The organism is Streptomyces phaeofaciens, assembly GCF_014648915.1.
GTDB lineage: Bacteria > Actinomycetota > Actinomycetes > Streptomycetales > Streptomycetaceae > Streptomyces > Streptomyces phaeofaciens.
Genome location: NZ_BMSA01000008.1, coordinates 267,350 through 290,039, shown reverse-complemented (window position 1 = coordinate 290,039; position 22,690 = coordinate 267,350). Strand labels below are relative to the sequence as shown.

Here is a 22,690-nt window from a genome sequence, read left to right as displayed (position 1 = left end):
TGGCGGGCGATGAGTGAGCCGAGCGTGCCGGTGCCACCGGTGATCAGCACCGTGCCGTCGCCGAAGCCCACGCGAGGCCCGGTCCCGTCGGCGGACACCGGCTGGACCACGCCCAGCCGCGCCCCGAACACCTCACCCGCACGCACCGCGAGCTGCGGCTCCGCAGCACCCACACGATCCACGAACGCCGTCAGCGCCCGAAAAGACTCCGGATCGTCGTCCACGTCGGCGACCACCAGACGCCCCGGATGCTCCGACTGTGCCGACCGCACCAGCCCCCACACGGCGGCCGCCGCCAGGTCGGAGACGTCCTCACCGTCCCGGACGGCCACCGCGCCCCGGGTCACCAGCACCAGACGCCCGTCCGCGAACCGGTCGTCGGCCAGCCACTCCCGCAACAGTTCCAACGCCCGGACCAGCACCTCGTGCACGGCGACCGGCACCTCGTCCGCACCACCCCGACAGCCCACGACCACCGTCGACGGCACCGCACCCCCGTCGGCGACCAGCGCCGGCAGATCCGGGTACGAGGGCGCCGGCAGCCCGGCGAACGCAGGACCGACGAGTACGGCCGCCCCCGCGCCCGTACCGACGCCCTCCGTCGGCAGCGCCGTCCACCGCACCTCGTACAACGGCTCCTGCCGCTGAGCCCGTACGGCGGCCCGGAACCGTTCCGCCGTGACCGCCCGCAGCGTCACGGACGCGACCGACACCGCCAGCTGCCCCGCCTCGTCGAAGGCCGCCAAGGACACGGCGTCCGGCCCGGCCGGCGACAGCCGGACGCGCAGGGTGTCGGCCCCCGTGGCGTGCAGGGTGACCCCACTCCACGCGAACGGCAGCCGGACATCCTCCGTGCCGTCCGTGCCGTCCGGCAGACAGGCGTGCAGGGCGGCGTCCAGGAGCGCGGGATGCACCCCGAACCGGCCCGCGTCCTCGCGTAGTTCGTCCGGCAGCCGCACCTCCGCGACCACGTCCGCACCCAGCCGCCCCCGGGACCGCAGCCCACGGAACGCGGAACCGTACCCGAACCCGGCCTCGGCCAGCCGCTCGTACAGCCCCTCCACCGGAGCCAGCACCTTCTGTTCGGCCTCCGACCAGGGACGGATCGCAGCTGCCGGGGCGGGGAGGGGCGTGAGGGCGGCCGTCGCGTGATGGGTGAACGTGCGGTGGTCGGTGGTGCTGTGCAGGGTGAGGGTGCGATGCCCGGTGATCGGGTCCGGCGGGGTGGTGATGAGCTGGAGGGTCTGGGACTCGCCGGGGTGGAGCGGGAGCGGCGCGTGGAGCGTGAGTTCCTCCACGTACGGGGCGCCCGTGTGACCGGCGGCGTGCAGAGCCAGGTCCAGGACAGCGGTGCCGGGGACCAGCGGCGTGCCGTGGACGGCGTGGTCGGTGAGCCAGGTGTGGGTGTCGGGGGTGAGCCGGCCGGTGCGCAGATCGGTGAGGTCGGGGAGCGTCGTGGTGAGGGTGAGGAGGGGGTGCCCGGTGGGCTCCGCGCCGGTGGCGGACGGGGTGGTTTCGAGCCAGTAGCGGTTGCGTTGGAAGGGGTAGGTGGGGAGGTCGATGTGGTGGGTGTGGCTGGTGGGCCAGGTGATGGGGGTGCCGTGGGTGTGGAGGTGGGCTGCGGAGGTGAGGAGGCGTTGCCAGCCGCCTTCGTCGCGGCGGAGGGTGCCGGTGACGTGGCCTTCGGTGGTTTCGTCGATGGCGGGGACGAGGACGGGGTGGGGGCTGCATTCGAGGTAGCTGGTGTGGCCGTCTTCGGTCAGACGCTTCAGGGTGGGTTCGAGGAGGACGGTCTGGCGGAGGTTGGTGTACCAGTAGCCGGCGTGGAGCTTCGCGGTGTCGATGGGCTCGCCGGTGACCGTCGAGTAGAAGGGCACGGTGCTGGTCCGGGGCGTGATGCCCTTCAGGGCTTCGGCGAGGTCGCTTTCGATGGCTTCGACGTGTGCGGTGTGGGAGGCGTAGTCGACGTCGATGCGGCGCGCGTGGACGCCTTCGGTCTCGCAGTGGGTCAGTAGTTCGTCGAGGGCGGTGGCGTCTCCGGCGACGACGGTGGTGGAAGGCCCGTTGAGGGCGGCTATGGATATGCGGTCCGGCCATCGTTTCAGCAGCTCGGTCGCGTCCTTGCTGCTCAGGGGCAGGGAGACCATTCCCCCGTGTCCGGCGAGTTTGAGGATGGCGCGGCTGCGGAGGGCGGCGATCTTGGCGCCGTCGTCCAGTGAGAGCGCGCCGGCGACGACGGCTGCGGCGATCTCGCCCTGGGAGTGCCCGACGACGGCGGCGGGCTCGACCCCAAGGGACCGCCAGACCGCGGCGAGCGACACCATCACCGCGAACAGGGCGGGCTGCACCACGTCGACCCGGTTCAACGGCTCACCCCTGCGGAGCACTTCACTCAGCGACCACTCCACATGCGAGGCAAGCGCTGCCTCGCACGCGGCGATGGACTCGGCGAACACCGCGCATGTGTCGAGGAGTTCGACGGCCATCCCGGTCCACTGCGACCCCTGACCGGGGAACACGAACACCGGCCGCCCGGCCTCCCCGTGCCCGGTGACGAGACCTGGGTCCTCGCCCCCTGTCGCCAACGCGTCCAACCCGGCCAGCAGTTGCTCCTGGTCTCCACCCACGACGACCGCACGGTGGGCCAGTACGGCTCGCCCCTGTGTCAACTCCCCGGCGACGAGCCGTGCATCGGGGGCGTTCTCGCGAAGGAAATCACCCAACCGCTCCGCCTGTGCCCGTAAGGAGCGCGGGTCATGGGCCGACAGCACCAGCGGAACGACCGGCGAGGTCGCCACAGGAGCGGTCGCGTCGGGTTCGGCTTCTGGGGCCTGTTCCAGGATGACGTGCGCGTTCGTGCCGCTGATCCCGAAGGAGGAGACGGCGGCTCGGCGTGGGCGGTCGGTGTCGGGCCAAGGGCGTTGCTCGGTGAGGAGGGAGACGGCACCGGTGGTCCAGTCGACGTGCGGGGTGGGTTCGTCGACGTGGAGGGTGCGGGGCAGCAGCCCGTGCTTCAGCGCCAGCACCATCTTGATGACACCGCCGACACCGGCGGCCGCCTGCGCATGTCCGATGTTGGACTTCAACGAGCCCAGCCATAAAGGCCGTTCGGCGGGCCGGTCCTGTCCGTAAGTCGCCAGGAGGGCCTGGGCCTCGATGGGGTCGCCGAGGCGGGTGCCGGTGCCGTGGGCCTCGACGGCGTCCACGTCGGCCGGGGTCAGGCCGGCGTCGGCGAGGGCCGCGCGGACGGCCTTCTGCTGGGCGAGGCCGTTGGGGGCGGTGAGGCCGTTGCTGGCGCCGTCCTGGTTGACGGCCGAGCCCCGGACCACGGCCAGCACCCGGTGCCCGTGGCGTCGCGCGTCGGACAGCCGCTCCAGTACGAGGACGCCGACGCCCTCCGCCCAGGCCGTACCGTCGGCCGACGCGGCGAACGCCTTGCAGCGGCCGTCGGGCGCGAGGCCGCGCTGTCGGCTGAACTCCACGAACATGCCCGGCGCCGCCATCACCGCCACCCCGCCCGCGAGCGCCAGCGTGGACTCACCGCGCCGCAGCGACCGTACGGCCTGGTGGAGTGCCACCAGGGAGGACGAGCAGGCCGTGTCCACGGTCACCGCCGGGCCCTCGAGGCCGAAGACGTAGGCCAGCCGCCCGGACAGCACACTGACGGTCGTGCCGGTCAGCACGTGCCCGTGGACGCGCTCGTCCGCCTCGTGCATGCGGGGGCCGTAGTCCTGGGCCATCGCGCCGACGAACACTCCGCCGCGGCTGCCGCGCAGCGTCGTCGGGTCGATGCCCGCCCGTTCGAACGCCTCCCAGGCCGTCTCCAGGAGCAGCCGCTGCTGCGGGTCCATGGCGAGGGCCTCGCGCGGGCTGATCCCGAAGAAGTCCGCGTCGAACCGGTCGGCGTCGTGCAGGAATCCGCCTTCGCGGACGTAGGACCGGCCCGGCGCGTCGGGGTCGGGGTCGTACAGCGACTCGACGTCCCACCCCCGGTTGTCGGGGAACCCGGAGACGGCGTCCTCGCCCCGGGACACCAGCCGCCACAGCGACTCGGGGGAGTCGACGCCACCGGGGAAGCGGCATGCCATGCCGACGATCGCCACGGGTTCGTCCACGTCACCGGGGCCGGACACCGCCGTCGATTCGGGGACCAGGCCCAGGAGTTCGGCATGCAGGTGATCGGTCAGGTCGCCGATCGTGGGGCGCTCGAACAGCAGGGTGACGGGCAGTGGCAGCCCGGTCGCCTCGACCAGCCGGTTGCGCAGTGCCACCGCCGTGACGGAGTCGAAGCCCAGGTCCTTGAAGGTCGTCCGCGCGTCGCTCGCCACCTTCGGCCCTGACGCCCGCCCTGGCCCTGGCTCCGGTGCGCCGTCGTGCAGCGCGGTGATCTGGGAGTGCACCAACTCCCCAAGCCACCTTCGCCGTTCGGCGTCGGAGAGCCGGGCGTACCGGGCCCGAGGGGAATCGTCCCCGTGCGGCGCTGCCGGGGCGCCGACGGCGGAAGGCGCGGGCGGCAGGACGGTCCGCCGGGCGTCGGTACCGCCGCGGAACAGGGCCTCCCAGTCGACGGTGACTCCCCGGACGTACAGCTCCGCCATCGCGGTGAGCAGTCCGGTCACCGGGTCCTCGCCGCGCCGGAGCGTGCCGACGGCTCCCGCGCCCGTCGTTCCCGAGGACACGGATCCCGAGGACACGGATCCCGAGGACGCCGTTCCCGAGGCCGCCCCCGCCGGGCCGCCCCGGGTGTCCTCCAGGGTCTCCTGCACCCCGCCGATCAGCACCGGATGCGGGCTGACCTCCAGGAACGTGACGTGACCGGCCGCGATCAGGCCGCGTACGGCCTCCTCGAAACGGATCTCCGAAGTGATGTTGCGGTGCCAGTACGTGCCGTCGAGCGAGGTCGTCGGGACCGGCCCGCCGGTCAGCGAGGAGTGGAAGGGGACCGTGGCCGCGGCGGGCCGGATCGAGGCGGTGCCGGCGAGCAGGTCGGCGGGGACCACGGCCAGGTCCGGCGCGTGGGCGGCCAGGCCGTTGCCGAGCGTCCTGGCGCGGAAGCCCTCGGCGGTGAGCGCGCCGACCAGCTCGGCCACGGCCGCCCGTTCGCCGCTGAACAGCAGGGTGCGCGGGCCGTTGGCACCCGCGAAGTGGACGCGGCCCCGCCGGTGCGGGGCGTCGAGCCGGGACCGCAGTTCCTCGCGGGACAGCAGTGCGGAGGCCAGGTCGCCCTCGCCGTCGGCCCGGGCCTGCATCCGGCTCCACAGCGCCACGACACGGGCGGCCTCGTCGAGGGTGAGCGCTCCCGCGACGTGCGCCGCGGCGATCTCGCCCAGGCTGGCGCCGACGACCGCCGCCGGCTCCACACCGCACGCCCGCCACAGCGCCGACAGCGACACCGTCACCGCGAACAGCACGGGCTGGACGACGTCGACGCTCTCCCACAGCGGCGCCCCCTCGGCGCCGCGCAGCACGTCGAACAGCGACCATGGCACGTGCGGCTCCAACGCCCGCGCACAGGCCTCCATGTGGTCCCGGAACACCGCGGAGGCGTCGAGCAGCCCGAGGGCCATGCCGGCCCACTGGGAGCCCTGGCCGGGAAACACGTGAACCGCGCGCCCCTCGCCCACCGCGCCGGAGGTGGCGGCGGGGGCGGTACCGACACCTGGGGAGCCGCGGAACAGCAACGGTGCGAAACCGCCTTCGGCGAGGGCCCGCAGTCCCCGTACCGCGTCCGCCCGGCCGGCGGTCAGGAGCACGGCCCGCCGTTCGCCCGTCGACGCACGGAGCGTCGTCGCCAGCGCCCGGCCCAGGTCCGACGGGCTCATGTCCGGATCGCCCTCGGCCAGCGTGAGGAGCTGCCGGGCTCGCGCGGCGAGCGCGGTGTCGTCGGCCGCCGTCAGCACGAGCGGTACGAGGGACGACACGACCGGCGGTACGTCCGTGTCCACGCCGCCCGCCCCGGAGGAGACGCCGAGGGAGCCGCCGGCCGTCGCGCGAGGGGCGCCTGCCGCAGCGGGCGCGATACCAGCCGTCGCCGGGGCGATGCCCGCCGTCGCCGGGGCGATCGTCGTGGTCGGTTCGTCGGCGGCGTGGTCAGGTGCGGGCCAGGGCTCTGTCTCGGGCACGGCTTACTCGGCTTCCTCGCTCGACTCGTCGCGCGTCTCCTCCGTGGCAAGGCGCGCGTCCACGTGTGGCCCCGCCCGCGTCCGGTGCATTCGGCCCACGTCTTTGTGATGGCCTGTCGGAAAAGGCGGGCTCGGGGCCGTGCACACCGGTGACGTTGATCAACAGAACTTTGCCACGGGAGACTTGCAGGGAACTTGAAGTCCTCTTGAAGTCGCCTTGCGGCCGAACCGAGCGCGGGGTGGTTCTCGCAGGTCGGGGGGTGTTCGGGGGAATGGGTCAGCCGGCCAGCGGATCGCCGCAGATGATGCGGCCGAACAACTCCTGCAACTCCGCTCCGGGATCTATTCCGTATTCCTCGGCGAGGGTGCGGCGGGTGTGGTGGTAGGCGTCGATGGCCTCGGCTCTGCGCCCCGACCGGTAGAGCGCCTTCATGAGAAGCCAGCTGAACCGTTCGCGGGTGGGAAACTTCCGGCTGAGGGCCGGGAGTTCGTCCGTCAGGAGCGTCATTCCGTGCTCCGACGCCAGTTCGGCCTCCCACAGGGTTTCCAGCGCGAGAAGCCGCAATTCCTCGTACCGTGCGGCGACTTGTGCGGCCCCCGGATAGTCGCTCACCTCCGGATGCGGACCGCCGCGCCAGAGCGCGAGTGCCTCCCGCACCGTGAGGATCGTCTGCTGGGGCCGTCCGGCCGACAACTGGGCGCGGCCCTCCTGGAGCAGCCGTTCGAAACGGATGGCGTCCAGGCTTTCCGGGGCGACCTCGAGAACATAGCCATTCGGTTGCCGGCGCAAAAGATTGTCCCGCTCGCGGGGAGCCCGCTGCGGTTCCAGGACGCGGCGGAGATGGGACACGTAACTGTGCAGACATCCGGCGGCGCCGGCCGGGGCTTTCCGCGGCCATATCGCCTCGGTCAGTTCCTCCGCCGTCATCGGTCGCCCCGGAGCGAGGAGAAGGGCGGACAGCACCGCCCGCTGACGCGCGGACCCGAGATTGACGGGACGGCCGTGCAGGCACACATTCAAAGGGCCCAGAACATTGAAGTGGATTGTGTGAACCACGGTCGGCATGAGACTCCCGGGACATACTGAAGGAGAAGTCTTCGAGAAGGTTTTCATGGTCCGGTCACGCCGCGTGGGGCTGCCACGCCTCCTGGAACCGGCGGCGGGCCCGGTAGAGCCGGGAACGGACCGTGCCGACCGGAAGGGACAGGGTGGCCGCCATCTCGTCCTCGTTCAGACCGTAGAAACGCAGGGCGAGAACCTGCCGGTGCTGTGCGGAGAGGCGGTCCAGCACGTCGTTGATGTGGACCGCGTCGAGGGGGTTCGCCGGATGGCCGGACTCCACCTCCGAACACGCCGCCTCCGCCACCTTGAGACGCTTGGCCGTGCGGACCGCCTCCCGGACGGTCACCGAGCGGACCCAGCCGTAGAAGGCGGCGGGTTCCCGCAGGGTGCCGAGGCCCCGGTAGATGGCCAGCAGGGCTTCCTGGACGGCGTCGGAGGCGTTGTCGCGGGCGATCGGGAAACAGACGTGGGCGACGTACGGGGTGATCTCGGTGAGCAGGTCGTTCATGGCCTGCGCGTCGCCGGCCCGGGCCCGGGACAGCAGGGCGGCGACGGCGGTGGGGGGTTCGTGCTCGGTCTTCATCTCGGAGGGTCGCTCCTTGGGAAGGGGAGGCCGGGAACGTGACTGACGCGGCCGGGACTTCGGTGCGGTGGGAGGCACCGGCCGGCCGCACGATGCGTCCGGCGCGTCCGGTGCCCCCGCCGGTCAGGCCATGACCTCCGCCGGCGGCCGCGTCCCGTCCGTGTCGACCAGGGCGAGCAGCGTGGCGTGGACGTCGTCGCGCAGCGCGGCCATGAACTCCGTGCTGAAACACGCGGTGTGGTGCGGGAACTCGACGGCGAGGCGGCCGTCGAAGGAGGTCACGCAGGCCATGAGGGGGCTGCGGCCGGCCTGCGGGAAGTAGTTCTCGCGGGCGGGGACGAGCCGCACGTCGGTCACCCGCAGGCCCTCGGGCAGGCGGGGACCGGGCACGACGCCCATGTTCGTGTTGATCACCGTGCCCATCTGGAGCAGCGGATTGCGCGGCACCTCCGGCATGATCCGCATCTCCTGGAAGTGGTCGCCGCGCTCGATGTGGTTGCCGAGGGCGGCGCCCAGCTCGCCGGCCAGCTCCAGCGGGGAGCTGTCCGGGCTCACCTCCAGGGCGTGCAGGTGTGCGGTGACGGCGGCGACCATGACCTCGGCGGACAGCGGCGGGGTCAGCCGGGAGCGGACGTCCACCGGTGACATGCAGCCGAGGACGCGCGGGCCGGCGCCGTCCATGCGCCGGCGGACCGCGGTCAGCAGGGCGGCGCCGACGAGGCCGTGCACGGACAGGCCGGTGGAGCGGGCCAGTTCGCGCAGCCGCAGGGTGTCGTCGGCGTCCAGCCGCAGCCGCGCCACCTCGATACGAGGCGCCGGCCGTCCCTCGTCGGACTCCGCGGCCGGGGGCACGTCGTAGGGGAGCAGCGCGACCGGGCGGCGGCGGGTCTCCTCGGTCCGGCGGTCCAGGTATTTGGCGGTCTCCGCCGCGTCGGTCGGCGGGAGGAGGCTGCTGACCGGGGCGGGCCACACGGGCACCTCGGTGACGGCCGGCGGGGCGACGGTGACGGCGTCCGCGCCGGCGCCCAGGACCTGCCCGTACCGGTCCCAGATCCTGTTGAGCAGCGTGATGGCGCTGTGTCCGTCGGTGATCACATGGTCCACCGCCAGTACGAACGTGTGGGTGTCGCCGCCGGGTTCGCCGATGAGGACGGCCCTGACCAGTGGTCCGCCCACGGTGAGCGGGTTGTTGAGCTCCTCGGCGTAGGCGTCCTCGTCCGAGGGCCGGGTGATCAGCCGTGGCCGTTCGGGTTCCGGGAGGAGTTCGAGGACGGGGCCCGCCTCGGCCGCGACGATGTGGGTGAGCAGGGTCGGCTGTTCGGCGGTCACGGCCTCGAACGCCGTCGCCAGGGCCGGCGCGTCGACGGGGCCGGCCAGGGCGCAGGACAGGACCGCCCTGCTCCGCTGGGGTACGTACAGGGTTTCCACCGGGCACAGCTCGCGTCGCATACGTTCAGCCTTTCTTCCCGTCGGATTCGCGCCCGACTGCCGGTCTGCCGACGGTTTCTTCACACGTGGTCGAGAGATTCCGCTGGGGAGCCTGACCGCCCAGCGGTAAGGGAGTGGTAAACGGTGAAGGGGGCGGTACGAGGGATCTCCCCGGTTCGCCGGAGAAAGCCCTGGTGACTGCATGCGCTTTCCATCCAGTGGAAAGCGGGGTTTACTGCGGGCTTTCCACTCAGTGGAAAAGAACTGGGGTTCTCCATTGCTCCTGCCGCCGAATCCCTCACGAGTACGGTCACTCCCCACAAGGTATCCGCCAACGGACAGATGGACTTCGCAAGTTGACTGATTCACAACCAGGATCGAGCCCGCGGCCGGGGTGCGTGGTGGTCGTGCCGGGGGCCGGTTCGGGCCTTCCGGTGCGGTAACGGCAGGTCAGGGATGTGTCCGGGCGGCTGGCAACAGGGCGCCCGAGAAGGATGTCTGAAATCAATTCCTTGGGCCGAGAAGCGTTGCCGGCGCGGCTGAAAAGTGTTCCGGGGACGTATTCCGTGCGTCATTCTGCACGCATCGAGCCGCCTTGACGGTCCGACGACCGGTCGTGCAGAGTGAGGCGTCGGCAGATGATCGTTCCGAGACCAGACGATTCCCGCGCCGCCGCGCGCATCCGTTTCCTTACGCCATATCGGCCGCCGTGCCGCCGTATCCGCCACCGTATTCACCCGCGCCCCGTTGCAGGGCGCGGCGGCCCGGTGTGCGGGCGGCCGGTGGCATCGCGTACGCCTGTCCGGCTTCACCGCCCCGGCCGCCCGCCGGGTTCCGTGTGCGAGGCGTGTGAAGAACCGCTCGCCAGTTGAGGGTTGGTGCCATGTCAGTCCACGAGCACGAACGTCGACCGCTGTCGGGAGCACAGGAGGGACTGTGGTTCGCCGGGCGGCTGGCGCCGCACGCCGCCGCGTACAACACCGGTGAGTACGTGGAGATCCACGGCCCCGTCGACCCGGCACTGTTCGAGACCGCGCTGCGGCGGACCGTGGCCGAGGCCGACACCTTCGCGCTGCGCTTCGCCGACACCCCCGAGGGGCCGCGCCGGGAGTGGGCCGCCGCGCCGGACGACTGGCCGCTGCACCGCGTCGACGTCAGTGCCGAACCCGACCCCGGGGCCGCGGCGGAGGACTGGATCCGGCGGGACCTGGCGATCCCCTGCGACCTCGTCGCGGGCCCGCTGTTCTCGCACGCGCTGATCACCGTCGCGCCCGACCGGCACCTGTGGTTCCTGAGGGCCCATCACATCCTGCTCGACGGCTACAGCTACAAGCTCGTCGCGCGCCGCCTCGCCGACACCTACACCGCGCTGGCCGCCGGGGACGAACCGCCGCCCGCCGGCTTCGAGTCGGTCACCCGGCTGTACGACGAGGAGGAGGCGTACCTCGCCTCGCCGCGGCACACCCGCGACCGGGACCACTGGGCCGCCCGGCTCACCGGCCTGCCCACGCCGGTACGGCTCACCGGGCGCACCGCGCCGCCCACCGCCCCCTTCCTGCGCGCCACCCACGACCTCACCCCCGCCGAGGCCGGTGAACTGGCCGCCGCGGCCCGCCGGTCGGAGGTCTCCCGCACCGACCTCCTGGTCACGGCCGTCGCCGCCCACCTGCACCGCATGACCGGCGCCGACGACCTGGTCCTGGGCCTCGCCACCATGAGCCGGCTGGGCTCGGCCGCGCTGCGCACCCCCGGCACCGCCTCCGACATCCTGCCGCTGCGGGTGGCCGCCACCGCCGGCACACCGGTCGGCGAACTGGCCCGCCAGGTGGCCGGGGAACTGCGTGCGCTGCGCGTCCATCAGCAGTACCGGGGCGAGTTCGTCCGCCGCGACCTGGGCCTGCTCGGCGCCGGCAACCGGGTCCACGGCCCGGTGGTGAACATCGTGCCGTTCTCCGAGGACCTGGTCTTCGCCGGGCACCCCTCGACCTCCCACCACCTGTCCGGCGGCGCGGTCGAGGACCTTCAGATCTCCGTCCGCCCGGGGGCCGAGCCCGGCGGCCTGTGGATCGCCTTCGACGCCAACCCGGCCGTCTACGAGCAGGCCGAGCTCGACCGGCATCTGCGGCGGTTCCTGAAACTGCTGCGGCAACTCACCCTCGTTCCCGGCGAGTCGACCGTGGCCGACCTCGATCTGCTGCTGCCCGGTGAGGAGCCCGCCACCCGGCCCGCACGCACCTACCCGGTCACCGGCACGCTCACCGGACGCTTCGAGGAGCAGGCGGCCCGGGTCCCCGACGCACCCGCCCTGACCTGCGAGGACGAGACCCTCACCTACGCCCGGCTCAACGCCGGGGCCAACCGGCTGGCCCGGCTCCTGATCGGCCACGGCGCCGGTCCGGGCCGGGTCGTGGCGCTCGCGCTGCCCCGCTCCGCCCAGCTGGTCGTCGCCCTGCTCGCCGTCCTGAAGACGGGTGCCGCCTATCTGCCCCTGGACACCGGACACCCCGCCGAACGGCTCCGCCTGGTCACCGAGGACGTCCCGCCCGCCGTACTCGTCACCGACGCCGGCACGGCCGGATCACTGCCGCCGGTCGCCGCCCCCACCGTCGTGCTCGGCACCCCGGAGGTGGCCGACGACCTCGCCGGGCGCCCGGCCGGGGACCTCACCGACGCCGAGCGCACCGCCGCCACCGGGCCGGACGACCTCGCGTACATCATCCACACCTCGGGCTCCACCGGCCGCCCCAAGGGCGTGCCGATCCCGCACGCCCACGTGCTGCGGCTGTTCGCGGCCGCCGCCGAACACTTCGACTTCGGCGCGGACGACGTGTGGACGCTGTTCCACTCGTACGCCTTCGACTTCTCCGTCTGGGAGATCTGGGGGCCGCTGCTGCACGGCGGGCGGCTCGTCGTCGTGCCGTACACGGTGAGCCGCTCGCCGCAGGACTTTCTGCGGCTGCTGCGCGCCGAACGCGTCACCGTCCTCAACCAGACGCCGTCCGCCTTCGAGCAGCTGATCCGCGCCGACGCCGAGCACGAGCCGGGCGGCGACCTGCGGTACGTCGTCCTCGGCGGCGAGGCACTGCGCCCGGAGCGACTGCGCCCCTGGGCCGACCGGTACGGACCGGACGCGCCCGCGCTGGTCAACATGTACGGCATCACCGAGACGACCGTCCACGTCACGTTCCACCGCCTCACCCGCGCCGACCTCGACGACCCGCGGCGGGCCGGCGTGATCGGCGTCCCGCTCGCCGACCTCTGCGTCCACCTGCTCGATACGGCAGGGCGGCCCGTGCCCCCGGGCGTGACCGGCGAGATGTACGTCTCCGGAGCCGGCGTGGCCCCCGGCTACCTCGACCGCCCGGAGCTGACCGCCGCACGCTTCCTGCCCGACCCGTACGGGCCCCCCGGCGCGCTGATGTACCGCACCGGCGACCTCGCCCGGCGCACGGGCGACGGCCTGCTCGCCTACCTGGGCCGCGCGGACCAGCAGGTGAAGATCCGCGGGTTCCGGGTCGAACCGGGCGAGATCGAGGCCGTCCTCGCCGAGCACCCCGCGGTGGCCGCCGCGGCCGTCGTCCTGCGCACGAGCGAGGACGAGGAGGCCCGGCTGGTCGCCTACGCCGTCCCGGCGGCCGGTGCCGAGCCGCCCGAGCCGGCCGCGCTCCGCGCCCACCTGGCCGAGCGGCTGCCCGCCCACATGGTCCCGGCCTCGACCGTCCTGCTCGACACACTGCCCCTGACCGCGAACGGCAAGCTCGACGTCCGCGCCCTGCCCGCCCCGCAGTTCACCGCGGCCGCCCCCGACCTGCGGCCCGCCACCCCCGAACAGGCCCTCGTCTGCGCCCTGTTCGCCGAGGTGCTCAGGCTGCCCGCCGACACCGTGGGCGTCACCGACAGCTTCTTCGACCTGGGCGGCCACTCCCTGCTCGCCGTGCGCCTGCTCTCCCGGCTGCGCACCGAGGCGGGCCGTGAGATCCCGCTGACCGTGCTCTTCGACACGCCCACCCCGGCCGCGCTCGCCGCCCGGCTCGTCGCGGACGCCGAGGCCGCGCCCCGGCTGCCCGCGCTGGAGGCGGCCCGGCGGCCCGACCGGGTGCCGCTGTCGTTCGCCCAGGAACGCATGTGGGTCCTCGACCGGCTCGACGGCGCGGCGGCCACGTACAACATCCCGCTGGTCGTCCCGCTGGACCACGCCCTCGACGACACGGCGCTGCGCACCGCCCTGGCCGATGTCGTCGACCGGCACGAGAGCCTGCGCACCGTCATCGCCGACGACCGCGGTCACGAGGGGGAGGCGGGCGGACCGTACCAGCGGATCCTGCCGCCCGGCGCGCTCCGGCCCGAGCTGCGGATCGTGGACTGCCCCGCCGAGGAGGTCGCGGCGCACGTGACCGCGGCCGCCCGCCGCCGCTTCGACCTGACCCGGGAGAGTGCCCTGTGGGCGGGCGTCTTCGGCAGCGGCGGCACCCGCACCCTGCTGCTCGTGCTCCACCACAGCGCCGCCGACGGCTGGTCGCTGCGCCCGCTCGCCGACGACCTGGGCGCCGCCTACGAGGCACGCCGCGAGGGCCGTGCACCGCACGGCAAACCGCTGCCGGTGCAGTACGCCGACTATGCCCTCTGGCAGCGCCGCGTGCTGGACCCGGGGCCCGACGGCGCGGGCCGCGCCGACCGCCTCACCGCGTTCTGGCGGGACGCCCTGGCCGGACTGCCGCAGGAGAGCACCCTGCCCGCCGACCGGCCCCGGCCCGCCACCGCCGCGGGACGCGGCGCGAGCGTCTCGGCCGCCCTGGACCCCGCGCTGCACCGCCGGCTGCTGCGGCTGGCCGAGACCGAGGACACCAGCCTCTTCATGGTGCTGCACACCGTCCTCGGCGCACTGCTCTCCCGCTGGGGCGCCGGGCCGGACGTGGCGATCGGCACCCCCGTCGCCGGGCGTTCCGAACCCGCCCTGGACGATGTGATCGGCCTGATCACCAACACCCTCGTGCTGCGCACCGACACCGCCGGCGACCCCGCGTTCCGGGACCTCCTCGCCCGCACGACCCGCTCCGACCTCGCCGCCCTCGACCACCAGGACCTGCCGTTCGACCTGCTCGTCGACGCCCTCAACCCGCGCCGCCACCCGGCCCGCCACCCCCTCTTCCAGGTCATGCTGGCCCTCCAGAACAACGAGCCGGCCGTGCTCCGGCTCGGCGGACAGCGCACCCCGCTGCGGCCCACGGCGACCGGCACCGCCAAGTTCGACCTCTTCGTCGACGTCCTCGAACGGCACGACGAACAGGGCACGCCCGAGGGCCTCGACCTGTACGTCGAGTACGCCACGGACCTGTACACCGCCGACACCGCCGCCCGGTTCGCCCAGGCGCTGACGGCCGCGCTGGAGGCGGTCTGCGCCGACCCCGGCCTCCCCGTCGGTTCCCTCCCCGCCCCGGCGCCGCGCACCGAGGGCGCCCCCGCCCCGGCCGGCGCCCCGGCGGACCCGGCGGCGACCGCCCGGTCCGTGGCCGGCGTCCGGGACGCGGTCGCCCTGCCGCCGCGGGGGGAGCCGGGTCCGCCGTCGCTGTACGTCGTGCCCGGCCGGGCCGGCGCCGCCGGCCAGGTCGAACAGCTCCTCGCCGGTGACTCCCGGCCCACCGTGCGCGTCACCGCCGTGAACACCCTGCCGCGCACCCCCGACGGCGCCCTCGACACCGCCGCCCTGCGCGCCCTGCCCGCCGTCGACCGCATGGCCGCCGCCGAGTGGGCAAACCTCCTCGCCCTGATCCCCGGCGTCCGCACGGCCGAGACCGAGCCGGAGGACCTCGCCGAGGAACTGGGCCGCGTGCACGCCGGACCGCCCCGCACCGAGGCGCCCGCCGAGCGCGGCGCCCCGGACGCCGATGCCGTACCGGACGAGCGGGTGCCCGCGTTCAGCGAGGGCGCCCCGCTGCCCGAGCCCTCCGTGTCCGGCTGGGCCGAGGCACTGACCCGGGCCGCCGGGCGGGCGCGCGGCGAGATCGTGCACGTCCGAGCCGACGGCTCCGAGACCCCGCGCAGCTACGCCTCGCTCGTCGCGGAGGCCTCCCGGACCCTCGCCGGACTGCGCGCGCACGGACTGCGCCCCGGTGACAAGGTCATCCTCCAGTGCTCCGACACCGAGGACTTCGTCGCCGCGCTCTGGGGCTGTGTCCTCGGCGGGTTCGTCGCCGTCCCGCTGACCGTGCCCACCTCGTACACGACGGCCTCGGCCGCCCTCACCAAGCTCGAGGGCATCTGGCGAATGCTGGACAAGCCGTGGATCGTCGCCTCGCCCGCCGAGGCGCCGGGCCTCGAGGACCTGGCCGGGCGCGGTGAACTGCCGGGCCTGCGGCTGACCACCGCCGACGCGCTGCGCGAGGCGCCCGAGGACCGCGACTGGCACCCCGCCCGGCCCGACGACCTGATCCTGATGCTGATGACGTCCGGCAGCACCGGCCTGCCCAAGGCCGTCCGGATCACCCACCGGGGCGTGCTCACCCGGTCCGCCGCGACCGAGGCCATGAACGGCCTCGGCGAGCACGACGTCAGCCTCAACTGGATCCCGATGGACCATGTCACCGGCGTGGTCATGTTCCACCTCCGGGACGTCTACCTCGGCTGCCGCCAGATCCACGCGCCCACCTCCTGGATCCTGGAGGACCCCCTGCGCTGGATGGACCTCGCCGACCGGCACCGCGTCAGCGTCACCTGGGCCCCCAACTTCGCCTTCGGACTGCTCGCCGCCCAGGCCGACCGGTTCGCCGGGCGCGCCTGGGACCTGACGCCGATGCGGCTGGTGATGAACGCCGGCGAGGTGGTCGTCGCCTCCGCCGCCCGCGGCTTCCTGCACGCCCTGCGCCCCTTCGGGCTGCCGCAGGACGTGATGCACCCCGGCTGGGGCATGTCGGAGACCTGCTCCGTGGTGACCGACGCCGTCCTGCCCGGCACACCCCCGGACCACGACGAGGCGTTCGTCAGCTGCGGGCTGCCCTACCCCGGGTTCGCCATGCGGGTCGTCGACGACCGGGACACCGTGCTCGCCGAGGGCGAGGTCGGCCGCTTCCAGGTCCGCGGGACCTCCGTGACCCGGGGCTACCACGACAACGCGAAGGCCAACGCCGAGGCGTTCACCGAGGACGGCTGGTTCGACACCGGCGACCTGGCCTTCCTGCGCGACGGCGAGCTGTACATCACCGGCCGCGTGAAGGACGTCATCATCGTCAACGGCGTCAACCACTACAGTCACGAGATCGAGTCCTGCGTCGAGGAACTCCCGTACGTAGTACGGAGTTTCACGGCGGCCTGCGCGGTCCGCAGCGACCCCTCGGCCACCACCGACGAACTCGCCCTCTTCGTCCGCCTCGACCCCGGACAGGACCCGGCCGCCGCCCTGCGCGAGATCGGCGGCAAGGTGACCCGGGAGATCGGCGTCAGCCCCGCCTTCCTCGTCCCGGTCGCCGCCGAGGACATCCCCAAGACGGAGATCGGCAAGATCCAGCGCACCAGGCTCCGCAAGAGCTTCGAGGCGGGCGACTTCGACGAGCGGGTGCGCGAGACCCAGCTCCTCCTCGGCACCGCCGCCACCCTGCCCGACTGGTTCCTGCGCCCGGTCTGGACACCCGCCGCCGTCCTGCACCCGCCGGCGCCCCCCGCCGGCCGCCACACCCTCGTACTGACGGGGCGCGCCGAACCGGCGGCCGCCCTGGCCGCACACGCCGCCCGACGGCTGCGCGCCGACGGCGGCCTGTGCACGGTCGTCGAGCACGGACCGGCGTACGAGCGCCTGGACGCCGCCCACTACCGGGTGCGGCCCGCCGACGTGACCGACCACGGCAGGCTGCTGGACGCCCTCGCCGCCGACGGGCGGGCCGTGGACGCCGTCCTGCACCTGGGCGCCCTGGACACGGACACCGTCCTCCCGGACCCCGACCACGACCCCGCCCTGTCCCTGTTGGCGCTCACCCGCGCGCTGACGGACCGTCACGATCCGGACCGGCACGACCCCTTGACCCTGGTCCTCGTGACATGTGGCGCGCAGGCCGTCGTGCCCGACGACCCGGCACCGGCCTGCGCCCACGCCCCCGCCGTGGGCCTGCTGAAGTCGCTGCGGGAGGAAGCCCCGTGGCTGCGCGGCGTCCATGTCGACCTCCCGGCCGACACGGCGCCGGCCACCGTCGACGCACTCCTCGCCGAGGCGGCCGCCCCGCCCGTGGACACGGAGGTCGCCCACCGCGCCGGCCTGCGCCACGTCCGCCGGCTGGCACCCCTGCCCGACCCGCCGCCGCGCCCGGCACCCCCGGCCGCCGACGGCTTCCACCTGGTCAGCGGTGGCCTGGGCGGGGTCGGCACCGAGGTGGCCGCCCATCTGCTCAGGACCCCCGGCACCCGGCTGCTGCTCATCGGCCGGACCGATCCGGCCGCGCCGGGCGCGGAGCACCGGGCCGACGCCCTGCGCCGCCTCGGCCTGCTCGGCGAGGTGCGCTACACCCGCGCCGACGTCACCGACCCCGCCCAGGTGCGGGCCGCCGTGCGCGAAGCGGCCGACGCCTTCGGCGTGCCGCTGACCTCGGTGCTGCACCTCGCCGGCGCCTTCGACGAACGGCCCGCCCGCGACCTGGACCCCGACAGCTGGCACGCCGCCCTGGACGCCAAGGTGCGCGGCGCCCAGGCCCTGCACCAGGTGGCCGCCGACCACCCCGTCGGCTCCTTCGTCACCTTCTCCTCCGTCAACGGCTGGTTCGGCGGGTCGATGAACTCCGCCTACGCGGCCGCCAACGCCTACCTCGACGCGCTCGCCGTGCACCGCCGACGCTCCGGACTCCCCGCCCAGAGCCTGGCCTGGAGCATGTGGCGGGAGACCGGCATGAGCCGCGGCTACGGGCTCACCTCCCTCACCGAGGCCCGCGGCTACCGCGTCCTGGACACCGCCGCCGCGCTGCGCTCCTTCGACTTCGCGCGCTCCGTCGACGAACCCCATCTGCTGATCGGCGCCGACCGCACCGCCCCCTGGGTCCGCAGCCATGTCACGGGCCCGGTACGCCAGGTGCGCCGGGTGGCCGCCCGCGTCGGACTCGACGAGGGCACCGACCTCGGCACGCTGTACACCGCCGCGGCGCGGGGCGCACGGAGCCTCGGCCTCGGGGAAGCCTGGGCGCTGCGCTCGGCGGGCAGCGCCCGGCGGACCGCCGACCCGGGCGCCGACGACGCACTGCGCCGGCTGGAGACGCGGCTCGCCGAGATCTGGTGCCGCGTACTGGGCCGGGACCGGGTGGGCCGCGACGACAACTTCTTCGACCTGGGCGGCAATTCACTGCTCCTGGTCGGAACCCGGTCCGCGGTCAACGAGGCCCTCGGCTGCGATCTGGGCGTGGTCGACCTGTTCGCCCGCCCGACCGTGCGCGCGCTCGCCCGGCACCTGGTCGGCACGACGGCCGTACCCGCCGCCCCCGCGGCACCCGGCGCGGCACCGGAGGAGGCGACCCCGACCCCGCAGACCGCCCCGCCGACCGCGCTCGACCAGGCCCGACAGCAGGCACAACGGCAGCGGGCCGCCCGCGGCGCCCGCCGCTCCGCACGCGAACGAAAGGACCGGCGCGATGGCTGAGGCACCGGCGGAGAACCCCATCGGACGAGGCGACGACGACCTGCCCGCCATCGCCGTCATCGGCATGGCGGCGCGCTTCCCGGGCGCCGACGACATCGACGCGTTCTGGGAGAACCTCGCGGCCGGCCGGGACGCCGCACGGCCCGTCACCGACGAGGAGTTCCTCGCGGCGGGCGGCGACCCCCGGGACCTCGACGACCCGAGCCTCGTACGGATGGCGTCGGTGATCGAGGGCATCGACCGCTTCGACGCGGAGTACTTCGGCTACAGCCCCGCCGAGGCGGCCGTCGTCGACCCGCAGCAACGGCTCCTGCTGGAGACCGCCCACCACGCGCTGGAGGACGCCGGCTGTCTGCGCGCGGCCCGGGAGGGCACCACGGGCGTGTACGCCGGCGCGGGCGACAGCCGCTACTACCCGGCGCACCTGCACCCGCGCTACGCCGGACAGCCCGGCTCGGTGGCGCTCGTCCACGCGGCCACCGCCAACTCGCTGGGCACCCTGGCCACCCGCATCTCCTACGAACTGGGCCTGACCGGGCCGAGCCTGTCCCTGCAGACGGCCTGCTCGACCGCGCTGGTCGCCCTGCACACCGCCTGCCAGGACCTGCTCGACCACCGCTGCGACACCGCGCTCGCCGCGGCCGTCTCCCTCAACCCCTCGGCGCTGCTCGGCTACCGGCACGTGCCCGGCGGACCGTTCTCCCCGGACGGCCGCTGCCGGGCCTTCGCGGCGGACGCGGCCGGCACCTCCTCGGGCGACGGCGTCGGCGCGGTCGTCCTCAAGCGGCTGGAGGACGCCCTGGCCGACGGCGACCGCGTCCGCGCGGTGGTGCGGGGCTCGGCGGTGAACAACGACGGCCGCCGCAAGGTCGGCTTCACCGCGCCCAGCGCCGAGGGCCAGCGCGAGGTGATCCTCGCCGCGCAGGCCGAGGCCGACGTCGACGCCGGCACGATCGGCCTGGTGGAGGCGCACGGCACCGCCACCCACATCGGCGACCCCATCGAGGTCTCCGCGCTGACCGAGGCGTTCCGGCAGAGCACCGACCGGCGCGGCTTCTGCGCCCTCGGCTCGGTGAAGACGAACATCGGGCACCTCGGCGCCGCCGCCGGCATGGCCGGGTTCGTCAAGGCCGTCCTCGCCCTGGAACACCGTCAGATCCCGCCCAGCCTCCACTTCGACCGGCCGAACCCGCTGATCGACTTCGCCTCCGGCCCGTTCCGGGTGCCGACCTCGCTGGAGGAGTGGCCGGCCGCCGGCCACCCCCGGCGCGCGGCCGTCAGCGCCTTCGGCGTCGGTGGCACCAACGCCCACCTCGTCCTGGAGGAGGCGCCCGCGGCCACCGAGGTGCCCCGGCCCGCCGAGGTCCCGCGCCGGCACGTCCTGCCCCTGTCCGCGCGCACCGCGGGCGCCCTGCCCGGCCAGGCCGAGGCCCTCGCCCGCCACCTGGAACGGCGGCCCGGACTACGGCTCGACGACCTCGCCCACACCCTGCGCACCGACCGCCCGGCGCTGCGCCACCGCGCCGCCGTCACCGCCGCCACCACCGCCGAGGCCGTGGCCGCGCTGCGCACCCCGGCACCGCCCCTCCCGCCCGTGCCCGACGACCCGCCCCGGGTGGCGTTCCTGCTGCCGGGCGGCGGCACCCAGTACGTCGGCATGGGCGCCGAGCTGTACCGCGACCACGCCGTCTACCGCGACGTGGTGGACGAATGCGCCCGCATCCTGCGGCCGGTGACCGGCGACGACCTGCGCACCGCGCTCTTCGAGCGGGTCGACCCGGGCGGCACCTCCGCCTTCCTGGCCCTGGTCGTCACCGAGTACGCCCTGGCCCGCACCCTCATGGACCGGGGCGTACGCCCCGACGCCCTCATCGGCCACTCCCTGGGCGAGTACACGGCGGCCTGCCTGGCCGGGGTGATGGACCTGGACGGGATGCTTCCCCTGGTCGCCGAACGCATCCGGCTCATCGCCGCATGCGGCGGGGCCACCGTCGGGATCGCGGCCCCGGCCGACGACCTCGCCCCGCTGCTCGGCGCGGACCTGTCGCTGGCCGCCGTCAACGGCCCCGAGGCCTGCACCGTCGCGGGCCGCACCGAGGCGGTGGACCGGCTGGAGGCCGAACTCACCCGCCGCGGCGTGCCGTTCCGCCGGCTGCGGATGCCCGCCGCCGCCCACTCGCACGTCCTCGACCCCGTCCTCGGAACCTTCGCGGACCGCCTGCGCACCCTGCGGCTGCGGCCGCCCGCCGTCCCGTACGTCACCAACGTCACCGGCACCTGGATCACCGACGCCCAGGCCACCGACGTCGACCACTGGGTCGCCCACACCCGGCGCACGGTCCGGTTCGCCGACGGCGTCGCCGCCCTCTGGGAACGCGACCGGCCCGTCCTGGTGGAGATCGGACCCGGCGACGGCATGGTCAAACTGGCCCGCGCCCGGCTGGCGGACCAGGAACCGGTGACCGTCACCACCATGCGGCACGCCAAGGCCGAGGGGCCCGACGGCTTCGTGCTGGCCGGCGCGCTGGGCCGGCTGTGGGCCGCCGGAGTGGACGCCGCACTGCCCGACGACGGCGGCCGCGACGGCGCGGCCCCGCGCCGCGTGCCGCTGCCGGGCTACGCCTTCGAGCGGCGCCGGCACTGGATCGACGCGCCCGGCGCCACCGCGACCGCGCACGACGACGAGTCCGCCCCCGACCCGGGCGGCGCGCGCGTCCCCCGCCCGCGGCTGAGCACCGAGCACCTCGCGCCACGCACCGTGGAGGAGCGTGCGGTGACCGAGCTGTGGGAGGAGGCCCTCGGCGTCCACGGGATCGGCGTGCACGACAACTTCTTCGACCTGGGCGGCGACTCGATGCGGGCCGTGCTGCTGGCCGGACGGCTCCGCCAGGCCGGGGTGCTGGACGTGCCGGCGGCCGCGCTGCTGGCCACCCCCACCGTCGCCGCGCTGCTGGCCGCCGCGACCCGGCGCACACCGGGACCCGAGGCCCTGCGGCCCCTGCTGCCCCTGCGCGCCGACGGCACCGAGGCCCCGCTGTTCTGCGTCCATCCGGGCGCGGGCGTCTCCTGGCGGTACACCGGGCTGCTGCCCCATCTCGGCGAGCGGCAGCCGGTGTTCGGCATCCAGGCCTTCGGGCTGGACGGGACCCGGCCGCCCGCGCCGGACGCCGGGGCGATGGTGGCGGCGTACACGGAATTGGTCCGCGAGGCTCAACCGGAAGGCCCCTACCGGCTGTTGGGCTGGTCCTACGGAGGGTTCGTGGCCCACGCGATGGCCTGCGCGCTCCAGGAACAGGGCGAGGAGGTCGAGCTGCTCGCCCTGCTGGACGCGCCCCAGCCGCACGGCACCGCCCACCACCCGGACCAGGCGGAGCGGCAGGTGGCGGCGCTGCTGGCCCGGGTGGCGGGGCTGGACACCCCGGGCCTCGACGTCGACGCCGTGCTCCGGCGGATCCCCGAAGACCCGTCCGACGACCCGGCGGCCGGGCCCGTGACCCGCGCCGAGGCCGCCGCGATCGCCGCCGTGATGCGCAACAACCTGCGGATCGCCCCGCAGTTCCGGCCCGGCGTGTTCCACGGCGACGTGCTCTTCTTCAGCGCGACCCGGGACGCCCCCGGCGCCGGCGACGACCTCTCGCTCGCCCCGGACAAGGCCGACAGCTGGCGCCCGTACGTCGACGGCTCGCTCGACGACCACGCCGTGCCCTGCGGCCACTACGAGATGACCGAACCGGCGCCGATGGCCCTGATCGGCGGGGCGGTGGCCAAGTACCTCCGCTCAGCCGCCGGTTGACCGCTCATTCCCTCGGCGGGACCCGGGCCTCCCGGGGTCCCGCCCCCCGTACCCCTTCCCCGCACCACCGGACGGCCTCTCGCCGGCCACCGAA

The 22,690-nt window shown here is 74.4% G+C and carries 6 protein-coding genes; 2 read left to right on the top strand and 4 right to left on the bottom strand.

The window, feature by feature from the left end:
* The 4 genes from IE275_RS16800 to IE275_RS16785 form a co-directional block, all read right to left on the bottom strand.
* Positions 1 to 6,122, bottom strand: a 6,122-nt coding sequence (locus IE275_RS16800; RefSeq protein ID WP_189712103.1) for a type I polyketide synthase, incomplete at its 3' end; no start/stop codon positions are given.
* 277 nt (positions 6,123 to 6,399) lie between these two features.
* A complete protein-coding gene (locus tag IE275_RS16795) occupies positions 6,400 to 7,236 on the bottom strand; it encodes an AfsR/SARP family transcriptional regulator (RefSeq protein ID WP_189712102.1) in 837 nt (278 codons plus the stop codon).
* A gap of 7 nt (positions 7,237 to 7,243) precedes the next feature.
* Positions 7,244 to 7,768, bottom strand: coding sequence for an RNA polymerase sigma factor (locus IE275_RS16790; protein ID WP_189712101.1), 525 nt, complete (start codon positions 7,766 to 7,768; stop codon positions 7,244 to 7,246).
* A gap of 123 nt (positions 7,769 to 7,891) precedes the next feature.
* Positions 7,892 to 9,217, bottom strand: coding sequence for a phthiocerol/phthiodiolone dimycocerosyl transferase family protein (locus IE275_RS16785; protein WP_189712100.1), 1,326 nt, complete (start codon positions 9,215 to 9,217; stop codon positions 7,892 to 7,894).
* Positions 9,218 to 10,079: 862 nt separating this feature from the next.
* Between IE275_RS16785 and IE275_RS16780 the strand changes: the two genes are divergently transcribed.
* Together IE275_RS16780 and IE275_RS16775 are read left to right on the top strand one after the other, a co-directional pair.
* Positions 10,080 to 18,803, top strand: a complete 8,724-nt coding sequence (locus IE275_RS16780) for a non-ribosomal peptide synthetase (protein ID WP_189712099.1) — start codon at positions 10,080 to 10,082, stop codon at positions 18,801 to 18,803.
* Positions 18,796 to 22,596, top strand: a complete 3,801-nt coding sequence (locus IE275_RS16775; protein ID WP_189712098.1) for a type I polyketide synthase — start codon at positions 18,796 to 18,798, stop codon at positions 22,594 to 22,596. Before IE275_RS16780 ends, IE275_RS16775 begins: the two co-directional genes overlap by 8 nt.
* Positions 22,597 to 22,690 lie beyond the last annotated feature (94 nt).

Bases quoted from the DNA above. Each gene is read 5' to 3' on its own strand.
- IE275_RS16795 (WP_189712102.1), bottom strand. From the start codon at position 7,236: ATGAAAACCTTCTCGAAGACTTCTCCTTCAGTATGTCCCGGGAGTCTC.
- IE275_RS16790 (WP_189712101.1), bottom strand. From the start codon at position 7,768: ATGAAGACCGAGCACGAACCCCCCACCGCCGTCGCCGCCCTGCTGTCC.
- IE275_RS16785 (WP_189712100.1), bottom strand. From the start codon at position 9,217: ATGCGACGCGAGCTGTGCCCGGTGGAAACCCTGTACGTACCCCAGCGG.
- IE275_RS16780 (WP_189712099.1), top strand. From the start codon at position 10,080: ATGTCAGTCCACGAGCACGAACGTCGACCGCTGTCGGGAGCACAGGAG.
- IE275_RS16775 (WP_189712098.1), top strand. From the start codon at position 18,796: ATGGCTGAGGCACCGGCGGAGAACCCCATCGGACGAGGCGACGACGAC.